The sequence below is a fragment of the Streptomyces sp. NPDC049585 genome (assembly GCF_040675615.1).
Taxonomy (GTDB): Bacteria; Actinomycetota; Actinomycetes; order Streptomycetales; family Streptomycetaceae; genus Streptomyces; species Streptomyces luteosporeus.
The window spans coordinates 67103-83021 of sequence record NZ_JBFAPE010000017.1; the positions used below are offsets into that span (position 1 = coordinate 67103).

General features: G+C 74.2%; 10 protein-coding genes. 6 read left to right on the plus strand and 4 right to left on the minus strand.

From position 1 onward, the window contains the following. Nucleotides 1-174: 174 nt before the first annotated feature. The gene (locus AB0K17_RS18910) at nt 175-1620 is read right to left on the minus strand and encodes an aldehyde dehydrogenase family protein (protein WP_365967483.1); all 1446 of its coding nucleotides are present in this window, start codon (nt 1618-1620) and stop codon (nt 175-177) included. Nucleotides 1621-1959: 339 nt separating this feature from the next. Here AB0K17_RS18910 and AB0K17_RS18915 point away from each other — a divergent pair, with 339 nt between their 5' ends. The 4 genes from AB0K17_RS18915 to AB0K17_RS18930 are packed head-to-tail and all read left to right on the plus strand — an operon-like array spanning nt 1960 to nt 7953. After that, entirely contained in the window at nt 1960-2415 is a 456-nt protein-coding gene (locus AB0K17_RS18915) for a pyridoxamine 5'-phosphate oxidase family protein (RefSeq protein WP_365983595.1), read from the plus strand. Beyond that, nucleotides 2415-5522: an amino acid adenylation domain-containing protein gene (locus AB0K17_RS18920; RefSeq protein ID WP_365983596.1), complete on the plus strand. Its 3108-nt coding sequence runs from the start codon at nt 2415-2417 to the stop codon at nt 5520-5522. Before AB0K17_RS18915 ends, AB0K17_RS18920 begins: the two co-directional genes overlap by 1 nt. Next, nucleotides 5519-6742, plus strand: coding sequence for a cytochrome P450 (locus tag AB0K17_RS18925; RefSeq protein ID WP_365983597.1), 1224 nt, complete (start codon nt 5519-5521; stop codon nt 6740-6742). The genes AB0K17_RS18920 and AB0K17_RS18925 overlap by 4 nt, the downstream gene beginning before the upstream one ends. 26 nt (nt 6743-6768) lie before the next feature. Next, nucleotides 6769-7953, plus strand: coding sequence for a cytochrome P450 (locus tag AB0K17_RS18930; RefSeq protein ID WP_365983598.1), 1185 nt, complete (start codon nt 6769-6771; stop codon nt 7951-7953). A 46-nt stretch (nt 7954-7999) separates the two neighbouring features. Here the strand turns inward: AB0K17_RS18930 and AB0K17_RS18935 are convergent, their stop codons facing one another. Then, entirely contained in the window at nt 8000-9592 is a 1593-nt protein-coding gene (locus AB0K17_RS18935) for a PucR family transcriptional regulator (RefSeq protein ID WP_365967478.1), read from the minus strand. Between the two features lie 85 nt (nt 9593-9677). Next, entirely contained in the window at nt 9678-12005 is a 2328-nt protein-coding gene (locus tag AB0K17_RS18940) for an ATP-binding protein (RefSeq protein WP_365983599.1), read from the minus strand. A 220-nt stretch (nt 12006-12225) separates the two neighbouring features. Here AB0K17_RS18940 and gabT point away from each other — a divergent pair, with 220 nt between their 5' ends. Then, on the plus strand, nt 12226-13578 hold the full coding sequence (gene gabT, locus AB0K17_RS18945) for a 4-aminobutyrate--2-oxoglutarate transaminase (RefSeq protein ID WP_344435964.1): 1353 nt from the start codon (nt 12226-12228) through the stop codon (nt 13576-13578). 312 nt (nt 13579-13890) lie between these two features. Further along, entirely contained in the window at nt 13891-14457 is a 567-nt protein-coding gene (locus tag AB0K17_RS18950; protein ID WP_365983600.1) for a phosphatase PAP2 family protein, read from the plus strand. A 47-nt stretch (nt 14458-14504) separates the two neighbouring features. On the opposite strand, the gene AB0K17_RS18955 is transcribed toward AB0K17_RS18950, so the two are convergent. Continuing rightward, on the minus strand, nt 14505-15914 hold the full coding sequence (locus tag AB0K17_RS18955; RefSeq protein ID WP_365983601.1) for an FAD-dependent oxidoreductase: 1410 nt from the start codon (nt 15912-15914) through the stop codon (nt 14505-14507). Between the last annotated feature and the right edge of the window lie 5 nt (nt 15915-15919).

Genomic DNA, 15919 nt, shown 5'->3' on the forward strand with positions numbered 1-15919 from the left:
AGGCACCTCACCGCTGGAGTCGAAGGTGTCCGGTCGACTACCGACCGGTACTACTCGTCCGTATGTACCCCCATGTACCTACCCGATCCCCACCGGCTCTACCAGTCCCCGTGCACACGAGACCGCGCCCCGGGCGGAAGCGGTTGCCCGGGGCGCGGTGGTCGGGGGTGGTCCTTACAGGCTGAGGCCCGTCAGGACGAGGACGCGCTCGTAGGTGTAGTCGTCCATCGCGTAGCGCACGCCCTCGCGGCCGACGCCGGACTGCTTGGCACCGCCGTAGGCCATCTGGTCCGCGCGGTAGGAGGGCACGTCGCCGATCACCACGCCGCCGACCTCCAGCGCCCGGTGGGCGCGGAAGGCGGTCTGCAGGTCGTGCGTGAAGACGCCCGCCTGCAGGCCGTACGGGGAGTCGTTGACCGCGGCGAACGCGGCCTCCTCGCCCTCGACGCGGGAGAGCGTCAGCACCGGGCCGAAGACCTCCTCGCACGCCAGGGTGACGCCCGCCGGCACGTCGGCCAGCACGGTCGGGGCGTACGTGGCGCCCTCGCGCTTGCCGCCCGCCAGCAGCTTCGCGCCCGCCGCGACGGCCTCGTCCACCCACGACTCCACGCGCTTGGCCGCGTCCTCGCTGACCAGCGGGCCCACGTCGGTCGCGGCGTCGGACGGGTCGCCCGTCACCTGGGCCTCGACGGCCGCCACGACCTTCGGCACCAGACGCTCGTACAGCGAGGCGTCGGCGATCACGCGCTGCACGGAGATGCAGGACTGGCCGCCCTGGTAGTTGGAGAAGGTCGCGATGCGCTGCGCCGCCCAGTCCAGGTCCGCCTCGGAGGACCAGTCGGCCAGGACGACGGCCGCGGCGTTGCCGCCCAGCTCCAGGGTGACGTGCTTGCGCGGCACGGAGTCCAGGATCGACCAGCCCACCGGGCCGGAACCGGTGAAGGAGATGACCGGCAGACGCTCGTCCTGCACCAGGGCGGGCATGCGGTCGTTCGGCACCGGCAGCACGCTCCACGAACCGGCCGGCAGGTCGGTCTCGGCGAGGATCTCGCCCAGGACGAGGGAGGAGATCGGGGTCGCCGGAGCCGGCTTGAGGATGATCGGAGCGCCCACCGCGATGGCCGGGGCGACCTTGTGCGCGCTCAGGTTCAGCGGGAAGTTGAACGGCGCGATGCCGAGGACGACGCCGCGCGGGATCCGGCGGGTCAGCGCCAGACGGCCGGTCGAACCCGGGTCGGTGTCCAGGCGCTGGGCGTCACCGGCGTTGAACCGGCGGGCCTCCTCCGCCGCCCAGCGGAAGACCGAGACGGCACGGCCGACCTCGCCGCGCGCCCACTTGATGGGCTTGCCGTTCTCCGCCGAGATCAGCTGGGCGATCTCCTCCGTGCGCTCCGTCAGCCGCTTGGCGACATGGTCCAGAGCGGCGGTGCGCACGTGCGCGGGCGTGGTGGCGAACTCCTCGCGCACGGCGTACGCGGCGGCGACGGCCTCCTCGACCTGCGCCTCGGTGGGCACGCTCACGGTGCCGACGAGACGACCGTCCCAGGAGTTCGTGACGTCGAAGGTCTCCTCGCCGGTGGCCTCGCGGCCGGCCAGCCAGAACGCGTGGGGAGCAGTCACAATCGGCCCTTCCCAGGTGGGGGTGTGGATGTTGGTTCCCCCACGGTAGGTCTGGGACGGCGGTGCGTCGCTTGTCCGCTATGGAGCGCGGGTGGGGGCGTGTGCGCCGCATTGGCACTCCCCGGGAGGCGGGGAGAAGGCGGGGCCGGGGAGCAGCCCCCCGCCGAGCCTCGGCCAGCGTGGCTCGAAAAGCGGCTCAAAACCGTCTGAATCCAGCGTTTGTTCGCCAATCGGCCGGGGATTGATCTTCTCGCTCTCAAGATTGTTTCGCGCGGTGACCACACCGCAACAGCGCCACTCCAGCCAGTTACAGAACAGGAACCCCGCATGCTCCCTTCCATGCCGCGCCCCGACCGCGAACGCTTCCTCGCCGAACCGCGCGTCGGCGTCCTCGGTGTCGCCGACCCCCGGGGCGGTGGCGGTCGTGGGCCGCTGGTCGTGCCGCTCTGGTACGACTACGAGCCCGGCGGCGAGGTCGTCGTCGGCACGAACCGCGAGAGCATCAAGGCCCGGCTCCTGCGCGACGCCGGGCGTTTCAGCCTCTGCGTGCAGGACGAGAAACGGCCGTACCGCTACGTGAGCGTCGAGGGCCCGATCACCTCGATCGAGGATCCGATCGATCCGGCGGTGCGCGAGGCCCTGGCCCACCGGTACCTGGATCCGCAGGAGGCCCGCGACTACCTGGCGGCGACCTCGGCCCAGTTACAGGACGACGTCCTGTTCCGCATGCGACCGGAGCACTGGCGCAGTGCCGACTTCGCCGCGTTCGCGGCGGACTTCGCCGGGGAGGCGTGATGACCGGCACCGGCATATCGTCGCGCCCGTCGACCTCGTCCACGCTCGTCCCGGGCTACCCGCGGGACGGCCTCATACCGGAGCTGTTCGAGGCGCAGGCCGCGGCCCGCCCTGATGCGCCCGCGGCCCGGCACGGGGAGCGTGTCGTGACGTACGGGCAGCTCGACGCCCATGCCGACGCCCTGGCGGCGCGCCTGGTCGCGCACGGTGTCCGGCCGGGTGAGCTGATCGGCGTGTGCGGCAGCCGCTCGCTGGAGGCGCTGGTGGCGCTGCTGGGCATCCTCAAGGCCGGCTGTGCGTACGTACCGCTGGACGAGGACCTGCCGCCGGCCCGGTTGCGGGCCATGGCCGAGGACGCGGGGCTGAGCGCGGCGGTCACGCTGCCGGGCAGCACGCGTCGCGTGCGCGGTCTACGCGCGTCGGTCGAGCTCGGCAGCGTCGATGCTCCCGTCGCCGTCCCTGCCGCCGTCCCGCGCCGGACCGGCTCCGCGACCGACTGCGCCTACGTGGCCTTCACCTCCGGTACGACCGGCCGCCCCAAGCCCGTCGCGATACCCCACCGGGGCGTCGTGCGCCTGGTGCTGTCCGACTCCGAGGTGCCGCCGCCCGGTCCGGGCGACGGCGTGCTGCACGCCTACGGCCTGTCCTCGGACGCCTCGACGATCGAGATCTGGGGCGCCCTGCTGACCGGCGCCTGCCTGGTCCTCGCCGACCGGGAGGAGCTGCTCTCCCCCGACGCCCTGGAACGGCTCTTCCACACGGCGGACGTGACCGTGGCCTACCTGACGACGAGCGTCTTCCACCTCGTCGCCCGGACCCGCCCCGAGGCGCTGGCGCTGCTGCGCTTCGTCTCCGCCGGCGGGGAGGCGATGGACCCGCACCTGGCGAACGCGGTCCTGGCGGCCTGCCCGGGTACGACGGTGGTCAACTTCTACGGTCCGACCGAGAACGCCGTGGTCTCCACCGCCCATGTGCTGCGCCCGCTGCCCGAGGACGCCGCGAGTGTCCCCCTGGGCCGTCCGTTCGGCGCCTCCACGTGCCACGTCCTGCGCGCCGACGGCTCGGTGGCGGAGCCGGGCGAGGAGGGGGAGCTGTACGTCGGCGGCGACGGGCTGGCCCTGGGCTACCTCGGCGATGCGCGCCTGACCGCCGAGCGGTTCGTCGCGCTGCCCGCCGTGGAGCCGGGCGGGCTGCTGTACCGCACCGGCGACCGGGCCGTGCGGACCGCCGACGGGCTGCTGGAGTACCGCGGGCGCCTCGACCGCCAGGTCAAGCTGCGCGGCGCGCGCGTCGAGCTCGACGAGGTGGAGGCCCGATTACGGGCCCACGCCGAGGTCGGCGAGGCCGTCGTCGAGGTCGAGTCGGGTGCCCTGACCGCCTACCTGACCGCCGCCGCGCCCGGCCGCCCCCTGCCGCTGCCCGAGTTGCGCGCGTACTGCGCCCAGTGGCTGCCCCCGCAGGCCGTACCCCACCTCGTGCCCCTGGACCACTTCCCGGTGACCAGCGGCGGCAAGGTCGACCGCACCCGCCTGAAGGCCGCGGCAGCCGCGGCGCACGGGGACGAGCGCAGGACGGACGCCACGGACGAGCCCAGGGCCGAGGGCCTGCTCGGCGTCCTGACCGACGTGTGGCAGCAGGTCCTGCGCGTCCGGCCCCGGCCCGACGACGACTTCTTCCTCCTCGGCGGCGACTCCCTGCTCGCCTCGGAGGCCGTCACCCGCACCCTGGCCGTGCTCGGCCTCGACGCCGCCCTGGGCTCCACCCTGATCAGGGCCCTGCTGGCCGCGCCCACGCCCGAGGGCTTCGCCGAGGCCGTACGCGAGGCCCGGGGCGGCTCCCTCGGGACCGCGGGGCCGGACGAGGTCGTCGACTTCGTCCGGGAGACCGAGCTCGGCTTCGCCCTCCCGCCCGCCGAGGGCCCGGCCCCCTGCCCGCAGGATCCGCAGGACGTCCTGCTCACCGGCGCCTCCGGCTTCGTCGGCGCCCACCTGCTGCACCGTCTGCTGCACTCGACCAGCGCCCGCGTCCACTGCCCCGTACGGGCGACCAGCCCCTCCCACGCCGAGCAGCGGGTGCGCACCGCGCTCGCCCGCTACGGGCTGCGCCTGCAGGAGGCCGAGTGGCGGCGCGTGGAGTGCTTCCCCGGCGACCTCACCCAGCCGCGGCTGGGCCTGCCGGCCGCCCACGCCGACGCGCTGGCCCGCCGGCTGGACCTGATCGTGCACAACGGCGCCCGCGTCAACTTCCTCTACCCGTACGAGCAGTTGCGCGCGGCGAACGTCGACGGCACCCGGGAGGTCGTCCGCATCGCGGCACCCCGCCGCGTGCCGGTGCACTTCGTCTCGACCGTCGCCGTCGTCGCCGGGTTCGGCACCGCCGGCGTACGCGAGGTGGACGAGGACCTGCCACTGGCCCACGCGGACGGGCTCACCATGGGCTACGCGGAGAGCAAGTGGGTCGCCGAGGGAGTGCTGCGGCGGGCGGCCGAACAGGGCCTGCCGGTGGCGGTGTACCGGCCGTACGAGGTGACGGGCGACCGGGTGCACGGCGTGTGCAACACCGAGACGGCCATCTGCTCGCTGTTCAAGGTGATCACCGAGACCGGGCTGGCCCCCGACATCGAGCTGCCGATGGACTTCGTCCCCGTCGACCACCTCGCCGAGTCCCTCGTGCACATCGCCACGCACCGGCCGGCCGACGGACGCGTCCACCACCTCACCAACCCTCGTCCGGCGATGCTCTCCGACGTCCTGGAGCGGATGCGCGCGGCGGGCTTCGCCCTGCGCACGCTGCCGTACGACCAGTGGGTGGGCGAGCTGGTGCGGCATGTCGCCGAGAACCCGACGAGCGCCACGGCGCCGTTCGTGTCGCTGTGCGTGGACCGCAGCCGCACCGCCGACATGTCCGTGAAGGAGATGTACCTGAAGGGCACCTTCCCCGTGCTGGGGCGCCGCAACGCCGAGGAGGCGCTGGCCGGCAGCGGCCTGCACTGCCCGCCGGTCGACGCCGCACTGCTCGACCGGTACCTGGAGTACTTCTTCGCCTCCGGCTACATCGCCCGCCCCCAGGAAACCGCCCGCCCCAAGGAATCGGAGCACACCGCATGAGCCGGCCCGAGACCCTCATCCCCGTGCCGGAGCCCGAGCCCGGTACCGCCGGACCGCCGTGCGCCTACGCCCGCCTGCGCACGGAGGCACCCGTCGTCAAGGCGCAGCTGCCCAACGGCGAGACGGGCTGGCTCCTCAGCCGCTACGAGGACGTGCGCGCCGCGTTCGCCGACCACCGGCTCGTCCGGCCGCTGATGTCGGCCTGGCCGCCCCGGGAGGGGGACGACGCCCCGCCGCCGGCCCTGCCGACCTTCCTGGAGATGACCGGCGAGCACCACGAGCGCGTGCGCCGCACCGTGCTGCCGATGTTCGGCCGGAAGCGGCTGGAGTTCATGGCGCCCCGGATCCGGTCGATGGCCGAGGAACTCGTCGACGACATGGTCGCCGGGGCGGACGACGGGACCGGGGACCTCGTCGCCTCCTATGCCGACCCGCTGCCGCTGCGCGTGCTGTGCGAGACCGTGGGCCTGCCGTACGAGGACCGCGACGTCTACCTGCCGCACACGCTCGCGCTCCTGGGTGCGTCCGGTCTGACGATGGACGAGGTGCTCGCGGCCCTGAACGCGCTGCAGGACTACGCCGGCGACCTCATCTCCCGCAAGGAGAAGGAGGGCGAGGGCGAGGGCGAGGGCGAGGACTACATCCGGCTGCTGCTGGCGGAGAGCAGCCGGCCGGGCGGCGAGCTGAGCAGGGACGACGTCGTCAGCTTCGTCGTCACCATGCTCATGGCCGGCTACAAGACCAACATCCAGCACACGAGCAACGCCCTGCTCGTCCTCCTCACCCACCCCGAGCAGCTGCGGATGCTGCGCGAGGAACCCCGGCGGATCCCCACCGCGGTGGACGAGCTGCTGCGGTACGTGCCGCTGATGAACGCCATCAACATCCTCGTCGCCACCGAGGACTTCACCCTCCACGGGCAACGCATTCGCGAAGGCGACGCGGTCGTCCCCGTACCGGCGTCCGCCAACCGCGACCCGCAGGCCTTTGCCGACCCCGACCGCCTGGACCTCACCCGGACCCCCAACGCGCACGTCGCGTTCGGGCACGGCCCCCACGCCTGCACCGGCGCCCACCTCACCCGCATGCAGCTCGCCATCGCCATCCAGGTGCTGCTGGAGCGGCTCCCCGGCATCGAACTGGCCGCTGCGGCGGAGACCCTCCCCTGGGACGAGTCCACTCCGCTGCGCGCCCCGGCCCGGCTCCCCGTCCGCTGGTGACACCCGAGGAAAGAGATTCGCACCCCATGACCGCACTGCCGCACTATCCCTTCAGCACCGACGGCGACCGGCTCGCCCCCGAACTCGACGAGCTGCGCAGCCGCTGCCCCGTCGCCCGCGTCGGCACCAACTCCGGCGAGGAGGCGTGGCTGGTCACCGACTACGAACTGGCCCGGCACGTGCTGCGGGACCGCTCCTTCGCGCGCTCCGTCCTCGGCGAGGCCGACAGCCCCGCCCAGGACGCCCCCATCCTCGCGCCCGAACTCCTCGACGCCATGAACCACCTCCAGCAGGCCGGACTGCGCGACGAAGTACTCAAGGCCCTCGGCCGCGACCAGCCCGCACTGCCCGCCGACTGGGTCGCGGGCATCACCCACGAAGGCCTGGACGCCATGGTGAAGGAGGGCGCCCCCGGCGACCTCCAGCACCACTTCGCCGAATGGGTCGCCGCCCAGTGCATGTGCCGGCTCCTCGGCCTGCCCTTCGAGGACCACGCATGGCTCGCCGCACGGGCCGACCTGGACCTCACCATGGTCACCCCCACCCACGAGGACCTCGCCCGCAACTGGGAGGAGATCCGCGTGTACATGGACGACCACATGGCCGGCCGCCGCCCCGGCGCACCCCGCGGCCTCGCGGACCGCCTCGCCGACCTCAACTCGGCGCACCAAGGGCTCACCGACAAGCAGCTGTCGAACATCGTGTCCGTCCTGTTCGTCAGCGGCTACGAGGACTTCGCGAGCTTCCTCGGCGTCGCGGCCTTCAACCTGCTGCAGCACCCGGACGTCATGAGCGCGGTGCGCGCCCGGCCGGAGACGATGCCGCAGTGTGTGGAGGAGCTGCTGCGGTGCAGCGTCGTCCTCGGCAACGCGATCCCCCGCTTCGTCACCGAGGACGTCGAGCTGGGCCCGGCCCGGGTGAAGCAGGGCGAGATGATCCTGCTCTCCCTGGACGCGACCAACTACGACCCGGCCGCGTTCCCCGACCCGCAGACCTTCGACCCCACCCGCTCCCCCAACCCGCACCTGCGCTTCGGCTACGGCCGCCACCACTGCCCGGGGGCGCACCTGGTCCGCCGCCAGTCGGAGATCGCCTTCCGCGTCCTGCTGGACCGCCTGCCGGGCGTTCGCCTGGCCGTGGCCCCGGAGGAGGTGCCCTGGCACCCGAACCGCATGGCGATCATGGCAGCGGAGATCCCCGTCACCTGGTGAGCGGCGGGGCGCCTGCGGCGGGCCGTGTCGCAGCCCGCCGCAGGCGCTACCCCTGGCCGCCGGGGCCGCTCGTCGCCTGGAGGGCCAGCCACAGTTCCATGCGGACGTCCGGGTCGTCCAGGGACCGTCCCAGGATCTCCTCCACCCGCCGCATCCGGTACCGCAGGGTGTGCCGGTGCACCCCCAGGTCCGCGGCGGCCGCGTCCCACTGTCCGTGGCGCGACAGCCACGCCCGCAGTGATGCGACGAGGTCGCCGCGCCCGGTCGCATCGTGCTCGCGGAGCGCCCGCAGCAGCCCGTCGGCGAAGGCGCGGACCGCGTCGTCGGCGAGCAGCGGCAGGACGGAGCCGGCGGCGACCTCCTCGTGTTCGACGAGGACGCGCCCCCGGCGCCGGGCGACGGACAGGGCCTGTTCGGCCTGCCGGTGGGCGGCGGCGGCGCCGGCCGGTCCGGCGGGGCCGGACAGCCCGAGGACGGGCCCGGCGGGGGCGGCGGCGCCGTCCCCTGCGGCGCTGCGCCGCTCCTCCGCGGCGCGCGCGTATGTCTCGCACGCCCCCACCGCCGCGCCGCCGTCGGGGGCGAGGACGGTGACCCGCGTACCGTCGGCGACGACGAGCACCGCTTCGGCCGCCCGGCCGGCGGCGGTCTCCGCGGCGTCGGCGAGGGCGCCGAGCGCGCTCTCCTCCCCCGCTTCGGCGACGAGGATGCGGAAGGGCGCGTCGAGCAGGGAGCCGTACAGGTCGCCGGCGACGGCCCGGGCGTGGTCCGGTTCGCCGGCCAGCAGCATGCGCAGCACCGCGGCGCCGAGGCGGGCCTCGGCTTCCTGCAGGGCGCGGGAGCGCTCGGTGGTCAGGGTCAGCAGGGCGACGGCGGAGTGCACGGCGTAGCGCTCGGCGGTGCCGAGCGGGGCGCCGGTGCCGACGGCGAGGACGCCGCGGGCGCGCCGTCCGGAGCCGAGGGACTGCAGTTCGACGCGGTCGCCGTCCTCGTCGTCGGTGCCGGAGCCGACGACGGCGCTGGCGGGGGCGGGCCGCTCGCGCAGCCGGTCGACGTCGGCGCCGAGCCGGGCCGCGCGGCGTGCGGCCCATTCGGGTGCGGCGGCGACGACGGCGCCGGAGGCGTCGTAGAGGGCGGCCCAGCCGCCGAGGTGGGCGGCGAGGCGGGCGATGAGGGCGGCGGGGCCTTCGGGGGCGAGGGCGGCGCGGGTCAGTTCGCGCTGGGCCTCGAAGCCGGCGGTGACGGCGCGGTACTGGTCGGCGGCGATGGCCGCCGAGACGGCCTTGGTGATGGCGAGGAACGGGGTGCGGCGCGGCACCTCCAGCAGGGGCAGGTCCTCGGCCTCGGCGGCTTCGACGAGGGCGCGGGGCACTTCGTCGTAGTTGACGCCGACGGCGAAGCCGAGTCCGACCACGCCGGCGCCGACCAGGCGCCGCACGTAGCGGCGCATGGCCTCGGGGTCCTCGGCGTCGAGCTTCATGGCCGTGATGAGCAGCAGCTCGCCGCCGTCCATCCAGGGCACGGGGTCGGCGAGCTCGCTGACGTGCGCCCAGCGCACGGGCGTGTCCAGCCGGTCCCGGCCCGCGAGAACGGAGAGCTTCAGCGCGGAGTGGTGGACGAGTGAGGCGAGCGTGAGAGGCATGACACCTTCGGTGGAACCGGGCCGGACACTTGCCGTCTCGTATGAACGGCTGTGACCGATTCTGCCTCAGTGGAGGGTTGTCGGCTCAGTTCGACAGCTCGACCAGCACTGGTGGTGCGCTGTCCCCCTTCGCCGAGGTCACGGAGAGGACCGCGCAGCCCGCGGGCACCGAGTGGGCGAGCTCCGAGGCGGACCACCGTTCCCGCTCGACCTTGCGCACGGTGACGGACTGGGCGGTCACGGCCCGGCCGGTGATCACGCGGCGCACGACGTGGGTGACGCGGGTGATCGGCTCGTGGGCGATGACCTGGCGGTCGGTGACGTCGCGGGTCTCGACCCATTCCTTGCCCCACACCTCGGCGAAGCGGGCGCCGTCCCAGGTGGTCACGCCCGAGAACGCCATGCGGCAGCCGACCGAGCCCAGCAGCGCGCTGCGCAGCGCCTCGGGCACGTCGTCGAGGGTGCGCAGGGTCAGTACGGCGCCGGCGCGGGCGGAGCGCAGCCGCTGCAGCCCGCGTACGGACTCGGGGGTGACCGTGTGCGTCGCGTCGTCGAGGACGAGGCAGGCGAACAGCGAGCGGTCGGCACGGGCCGCCGCGCACTCGGTGAACTGGGCGAGGATCAGCCGGGCCAGCACGCGCGAGGCCTCGGCGTGCCCGCGTTCGGGCAGGTCGATGCGTACGCGCAGCGGGTGCTCGAGGGTGCGTAGGGAGAAGGTGCGGCCGGGGCGGGTGGTGTCGAAGAAGGGGGCGAAGGCCGGCCGGTCGAGCAGGGCGAGCCGGTCGGCGAGCGCGGGGGCGGGGTCGCCGGGCCGGTGGGCCTGGCGTTCGCGGGCGTCGAGCTCGCGGCCGAGCGCCTCGTGGCCGCCGGCGGCGAGGCGCTCGCGCAGGGCGCCGAGGGCGGCGGGCGAACCGTCGAGGAGTTCGCGCAGCTCAGGCACGGACGGGAAGCGGCCGTGGACGGCCCGGAAGGGGCCCAGCAGCTGGGCGAGCGCGGTGGCGGCCCGCCGGCTGTCCCCGCCGGGCAGGGCGGTGGTCAGGTCGCCGACGAGTCCTTCGGCGAGGACGGCGGCCGCCTCGTCGGGGTCGTCGGTGCCGTAGAGGTCGAGGTCGTAGGCGGAGTCGGGGCGGCCGATGCGGACGACGACGTCGAAGGCGTCGTCCGGGGCCAGGGCGGCGCCGGAGGCCCCGACGGCGACGACCGCGGCGCGCCCGGCCAGGGCCTGCAGGCACAGCGATTCCAGGACCGGCCGCACCAGGCGTTCGGTCTTGCCGCAGCCGGGCGGGCCGACGGCGAGGAGGGAGGTGGCGAGCAGACCGGCGTCGAGGGCGCAGCCGGCGCCCCGGTGCTCGTACGGGTTGCGCTCGTCGTCGACGGCGGTGCCCAGGCGCACCTGGCCGGCCAGGAGGTCGTGGCGCGCGGTGCGCGCGGGCAGGTCGCGGGCGCCGGAGGGGTGGGCGCAGGCGGCGGCGCCCTGTTCGAGCACGGCGTCGGTGAACGCGGCGAGCCGGTCGGGCCGGGCGCGCGCCGCCTCCCAGGCGCGCTCGATGCGCGCGTGGTCCACGTCGTTCATGATCCCGGCGCGCGCGTCGGCCGCGAGCCGGTCGGCGGCGGCGTGCGCTCCTGCCGCGCGCAGGTGCGGCCATGCGGCGGGGTCGTGCGCCGTGCCCGGCGTCTCGGGGGCGGGTTCCCCGCCGTCGTCCCACAGCCGGCGCAGCGCCGGCGTCACCCAGCGGCGCCACACCTGCCCCCAGCGGCCCAGGCGCCCGAAGACGACGACGAGGACGAGGGCGCACAGCGTGTAGTAGGCGTAGACGACCCAGACGGCCAGCATGCCGCCCTGCCGCCAGGAGTCGGGGGTCAGCGCGAACAGCGGCCAGATCCAGTAGTGCCCCAGGTAGCCGTTCCACAGCAGCGACCACAGCAGCCAGCCGCACAGCAACGCGATGACGGCCCCGCTGAGCAACTGGCGGCTCGGAATGCGATCGGGCTCCTCCGGCGGCTTGGGCCGGTGCCCGAAGGCCCAGATCCCGGGCCCGGCGTCCGCCCGCGGCGCCCGCAGCCAGGTCAGGAAGGACGAGGCATGAGCGTCCGTGCCGTAGGGGTCGGCCGCCCGCGGCAGCGACGGCGGGGCGGCCGGCGAACCGCTGGCCGCTGCACCGGCCGGCGCGCCCGGCGGCGACGGGACCGACGGCACGTCTGCGGCACGGGCCGTCTTGTACAGCGGCGGCGGCGCCGCCGCGCTGTCCGGGCCCGCCGGGTCGGGGCCCGGCCGGGGCGCGGGTGCGGACTGCCGGGGCAGCGGCGCGACCGGGGGCGCAGCCCCGGGCGGAGCCGGGGGGACGGCCGGGGGCGTGCCCCGCGCACCGGCCGGGCCGGGCCCGGGCGGCAGCCCACCGGGTGGCGCCGGCATGTCGCCCGTCATTCCTTCGGTGTCCATCGTTGCCCTCGCCCCCAGCCGGCCCTCGCGCCCGCCCGCGTGTGTGAACTGTCCGACCGGCCCAATCTAGTGGGCCACCATGTCCGATACGGACAACCGGACGCGTGCACTTCTCCCGAACGGAACATGCCACGCCCCGCCCACCGCCCCTAGCCTGCGACCAAAAGCCCGTACTTTCCCCTGGAGCTCTTCCATGACCGAACTGTCCGGAGGCGCCGCCCTCCCCCAGGAGCGCCGCGTCGTCACCGCGATCCCCGGCCCCAAGTCGCAGGAGCTCCAGGCTCGCCGTCTCGCCGCTGTCGCGGGCGGCGTGGGCTCCGTGCTGCCGGTGTTCACCGCGCGGGCCGGCGGGGGCGTCATCGAGGACGTCGACGGCAACCGTCTGATCGACTTCGGCTCCGGCATCGCCGTCACCTCGGTCGGCGCCAGCGCCGAGGCCGTCGTGCGCCGCGCCTCCGCGCAGCTGGCCGACTTCACCCACACCTGCTTCATGGTGACCCCCTACGAGGGTTACGTGGAGGTCTGCGAGCAGCTCGCCGAGCTGACCCCGGGCGACCACGCGAAGAAGTCGGCGCTGTTCAACTCGGGCGCCGAGGCCGTCGAGAACGCCGTCAAGATCGCCCGTGCGTACACCAAGCGCCAGGCCGTCGTCGTCTTCGACCACGGCTACCACGGCCGCACGAACCTGACGATGGCGCTCACCGCCAAGAACATGCCGTACAAGCACGGCTTCGGCCCGTTCGCGCCCGAGGTCTACCGCGTGCCGGTGGCGTACGGCTACCGCTGGCCCACCGGCCCGGAGAACTGCGGCCCGGAGGCCGCCGCCCAGGCCATCGACCAGATCACCAAGCAGGTCGGCGCGGAGAACGTCGCCGCCATCATCATCGAGCCGGTCCTGGGCGAGGGCGGCTTCATCGAGCCGGCCAAGGGCTTCCTGCCGGCGATCGTGAAGTTCGCCAACGACAACGGCATCGTCTTCGTCGCCGACGAGATCCAGTCCGGCTTCTGCCGCACCGGCCAGTGGTTCGCCTGTGAGGACGAGGGCATCGTCCCCGACCTGATCACCACCGCCAAGGGCATCGCCGGCGGTCTGCCGCTGGCCGCGGTCACCGGCCGCGCGGAGATCATGGACGCGGCCCACGCGGGCGGCCTCGGCGGCACCTACGGCGGCAACCCGGTGGCCTGCGCCGGTGCGCTCGGCGCCATCGAGACCATGCGCGAGCTGGACCTCAACGGCAAGGCCAAGCGCATCGAGGAGGTCATGAAGACCCGCCTCGCCGCCATGCAGGAGAAGTTCCCGGTCATCGGCGACATCCGCGGCCGCGGCGCCATGATCGCGATCGAGCTGGTCAAGGACCCGGCGACCAAGGAGCCGAACGCGGAGGCCGCCGGCACGCTGGCCAAGGCGTGCCACGCGGAGGGCCTGCTGGTGCTGACCTGCGGCACCTACGGCAACGTGCTGCGCTTCCTGCCGCCGCTGGTCATCGGCGAGGACCTGCTGAACGAGGGCCTCGACATCATCGAGGGTGCGCTCGGCCGCCTGTGAGCCACCTGCGCGCCGGCTGTGCGCCTGCTGTGAGCCGGTGAAGAACCTGTGCGGGGCGGGTGGCGGACGGGTGATCCGGCTATCGGATCGGCCGTAGCTGCCGTACGGTTTCTGCAGATGAATGAAACACCCCGTCCGCAGGGGACTGCGGGCGACGCCGTGCCGGTACCTCCCCAGTACGGGCACGGCCGTGCCTTCGCGCACGCTTCTCACCGATCGGACGGCCGCCCGCCCCACACCCCCCGGGGCGCGCGGCGCACCGGCCGGTTCGGCGGCCTCGGAACCATCCCCCCGGTTCCGGGGCCGCCGCTCGTGTTTCTCGTCCTGCTCGTCGTCACGACCTGGCAGGTCGCCGCGCACGGACCGCTGCGGGCGCTCGACGAGCGGCTGGGGCGGGCGGCGTACGCACCGTCCGGCGCGGCCCGCTTCTTCGCCGACCTCGGCAATGCGTCGGTGGCCGTGCCGGTGCTTGCGGTGGCGGTGGGCTTCGCCCTGTGGCGGCGGCAGTGGCGTACGGCGGCTGCCGCCGCCCTGGCCCTGGCCGCCGTACCGGCCGTCGTCGTGCCGTTCAAGGCACTCGTCGGGCGGGTGGGGCCGCCGGCCATGGCCGGTGCGCCGCACGAGTTCTTTCCTTCGGGGCACGCGGCCACGGCGGCGGTGGCGTACGGGGCGGCGGCGCTGCTCCTGTGCCGCCGGCGGGTGTGGCTGTGGGCTGTCGCCCTCCTCAACGTTGCCGTCGGCTTCGGCCTCGTGCGGTGCGGGTATCACTGGCCGCTCGACGTCGTCGGGGCGTGGGCGCTGTCCGGTGCACTACTGATGTGCGTTGCCCGGGTGCGGGCCGGTGGGTGGTTCGTGCCCACCCGTCCCTCCCCCGGCTGACGCCGGAGGGCCCCCAAGCGGGACGATTGCCCGCAAACCACCGGGCGTCAGCTGTCGAAGCCCAGGCCCAGGCGGTCCATGGTGCGGAGCCAGAGGTTTCTTCGGCCGTTCTCGTCCGCCCGCGTCATCGCCCACTGGGTGATGCCGATGCCCATCGAGCGGACCGGTTCCGGTGGGAAGGGCAGGGGCTTGCTGCGGACCATCTGCAGTTCCGTGCGCTCCGTGCGGCTGCCCGCCAGCAGGTCGAGCATGACGTCCGCGCCGAAGCGCGATGCGCCGACGCCGAGGCCGGTGAAGCCGAGGGCGTAGGCGACGCGGCCGCGGTGGGCGGTGCCGAAGAAGGCGGAGAAGCGGGAGCAGGTGTCGATGGCGCCGCCCCAGGTGTGGGTGAAGCGCACGCCCTCCAGCTGCGGGAAGCAGCGGAAGAAGTGCTCCGCCAGGCGCTGGTAGGTGGGCGGGTGGTGGTCGTACTCGGCGCGGACGCCGCCGCCGTAGCGGTAGACGATGTCGTAGCCGCCCCACAGGATGCGGTTGTCGGCGGTGAGCCGGAAGTAGTGGAAGTGGTTGGCGCTGTCGCTCAGGCCCTGGCGGCGCCGCCAGCCGATGTCGGCGAGCTGTCCGTCGGTGAGGGGCTCGGTCATCAGGGCGTAGTCGTAGACCGGGGCGATGTACGGGCGCAGGCGCTTGACCAGGGAGGAGAAGGCGTTGGTGGCGAGGGCGGCCTGGCGGGCGAAGACGCGGCCGTAGGGGGTGCGCACGGCGACGCCGGTGCGGCGTACGGACAGTTCGGTGCCGGGTGTGTGCTCGTAGAGGCGTACGCCCAGGCTCCGGCAGGCGCGTTTGAGGCCCCAGGCGAGCTTGGCGGGGTGGAGCATGGCGACGCCGGTGCGGTTCCACAGGCCGGCGAGGAAGGTCGGGGAGTCGATCTCGGCCCGGACGGCGTCGCGGTCGAGGAAGGTGTGGCCGGTGATGCCGAGCTTCGTGGCCTCGTCGGCGGCGAGGCGCAGTTCGTGGGCCTGGTGGGGGGTGGTGGCGACGTCGATCTCGCCGGTGCGTTCGAAGTCGCAGTCGATGCCGTGGCGGGCGAGGGCGGCCTCGATGCCGTCGAGGTTGCGGCGGCCGAGGTCTTCGAGGGTGGTCAGTTCGGCGGGCCAGCGGGCGTGTCCGTTGGCCCAGCCGTGGGTGAGGGAGGCGGCGCAGAAGCCGCCGTTGCGGCCGGAGGCGGCCCAGCCGGCCTCCTGGCCCTCGATGAGGACGACGTCCCGGCGGGGGTCGCGTTCCTTGGCGTTGAGGGCGGTCCACAGTCCGCTGTAGCCGCCGCCGACGACGAGCAGGTCGCAGTGCTCGTCGCCGACGAGGGCCGGCAGGGGGTCCGGCCGGGAGGGGTCGTCGAGCCAGTAGGGGCGGGGAGTTGCGTCGGAGAGTGCTTTCACATGGGTCATGGCGCCGGTGGCCATGGTTC